This window comes from Herbaspirillum lusitanum P6-12 (assembly GCF_000256565.1).
GTDB classification, from domain to species: Bacteria; Pseudomonadota; Gammaproteobacteria; order Burkholderiales; family Burkholderiaceae_D; genus Herbaspirillum; species Herbaspirillum lusitanum.
Genome location: NZ_AJHH01000235.1, coordinates 1 through 1,841, shown reverse-complemented (window position 1 = coordinate 1,841; position 1,841 = coordinate 1). Strand labels below are relative to the sequence as shown.

Sequence of the window (1,841 nt, the reverse complement as noted above, 5' to 3'; positions counted from 1 at the left end):
CTTGTCGGTATATTAGTATACGTCCTAGTTTAACGCGCAGGACGTCGAGACGTTCCTGCGCAATCTGCCGGCCGCGTTCGCGTTTGGCGTCGCTGCCGTAGCCTTGCGCCGGACTGACCAGCAACAGGCGCGAGGCGCGCTTGCCGCCGCCGCTGCCGCCGACATAGGCCGCCGCCATCATGGCGCCGAGCGAATGGCCGACCAGCAGGCAGTTGTTGACGCCCAGCGCCTGCAGGAACAGTTCCAGACGCGCGGCGTAATCGGCGGCGCTCGGCTGCATCTGCGGTAGTGCGGTCGAACGACCGTAGCCGGGCGCGTTCCAGGCGATGACCTGGGCGTCTTTTTCAAGACGCAGCGCGCATTGCAGCCACGACGCCGCACCCGAGCTGATGCCGTGCAGCAGCACGATCACCGGGCCGCGTCCGCACGAGCGATACGAGACGATGCTGCCGTCGTCGAGATCAACGGTGCTTTCCGCGAAGCGTCCCTCGAGCAGGCTCAGGGAATCCTTCAGCGTGTCGGCGCAGGCGACGGAGGCGGAGGCGAGTGCGTGCGGAGTCATGTCGGTTTCCGGTCGGCTCTTGCTGCCGATCAGCCGCGCTTGATGGAAGCCAGCGGATGTTCCGGCGGATAGGTCGGCGTGATCGGCTTCTTCGCGCCCAGCATCACGCACATCAGCGCATCTTCGTCGCCGATGTTGATTTCTTCGCGGTATACGCCGGGCGGCACCGACACGACGTCGCGGTCGGTCAGGATGGTTTCGAAGCGCTCGCCGTCTTTTTCCAGCACCAGCTTGAGCTTGCCGCGCAGGACGAAGAACACTTCTTCGACGTCGATATGCAGGTGCGGCGGGCCTTCGTGGCCGGCCGGGATGATCATGGTCGAGAAGGTGAAGTGCTCCGAAGGAATCACGTTGGCGTCGACCGCCACGCCGGTGCCGCCGGTGCCGATGTAGCGCATTTGCGCGCGGCGGAATTTCGGATCGTGGTCGGCCTGGAACTTCAGCGCGTCCCAGTCGTACTTGCGGGTCGACAGGCGCGCCACGCGCGATTCCATCCAGTCGCCGAAGCTGCTGCCTTCAGGCTGGTCCCAGCTGCGCTTGACGTTGTTTTGTTCGGACATGTCGGTCATTCTTTTCTCCTTGGTAGGTCAGGGAAACGTAGTCGGTTTTGATTCAATTCATCACGAAGCCGCCGTTGACGGCCATGACTTGTCCTGTGTAAAAACGGGACAAATCGGATAGAGCAAAGATCACGGCGCCGCAGACGTCTTCCGGCAACTGGTCGCGCTGGATGGCGCGGCGGTCGTGGTAAGTCTTGTGGCGTTCCTTCGGTACGTATTCGGTGGCTTCGACCAGCGTCAGGCCCGGCGCCACGGCGTTGACGGTGATGTTGTCGCCGCCCAGTTCGCGCGCCAGCGAGCGCGTCATGCCAATCACCGCGCTCTTGCTGGCGACATAGGCCAGCAGGTTGGTGGCGCCCCACAGCGGCGTGTCGGATGACAGGTTGACGACGCTGCCGCGGCCCGATTCGCGCAAGGCCGGCAAGCAGGCGTTGGTCATGAGCCAGGTGCCGCGCACGTTGACATCCATGACCTTGTCCCACATGTCGATCGCCAGTTGCTCGGTGGTCTTGCCGCCCGAATTGGTGATCGCCGCATTGTTGACCAGACCGTCAAGACCGCCCAGCCATTGCACCGATGCCTTGGCGCAGGCGTCGATCGACTGCGGGTCGGCCAGGTCGACGGTGAAGCCGGCGACGTTCAGGCCGCGCTGTTGCAAACCGGCGACCGCGCCCTGCAAAGTGTCTTGCAGGATGTCGGCCATCGCCACGCTGGCGCCC

At 64.0% G+C, this 1,841-nt stretch carries 3 protein-coding genes; all 3 read right to left on the bottom strand.

Translation table 11 applies throughout. From position 1 onward, the window contains the following. Positions 1 to 562 (bottom strand): alpha/beta fold hydrolase (locus HLUSI_RS0107605; protein WP_016833404.1); only part of this gene is annotated, 562 nt, incomplete at its 3' end. Positions 563 to 591: 29 nt separating this feature from the next. After that, complete coding sequence (locus HLUSI_RS0107600; protein ID WP_016833403.1) at positions 592 to 1,131, bottom strand: cupin domain-containing protein; 540 nt, start codon at positions 1,129 to 1,131, stop codon at positions 592 to 594. Positions 1,132 to 1,174: 43 nt separating this feature from the next. Then, positions 1,175 to 1,841: SDR family oxidoreductase (locus tag HLUSI_RS0107595; RefSeq protein ID WP_016833402.1), on the bottom strand; the 667-nt coding region annotated here is incomplete at its 5' end.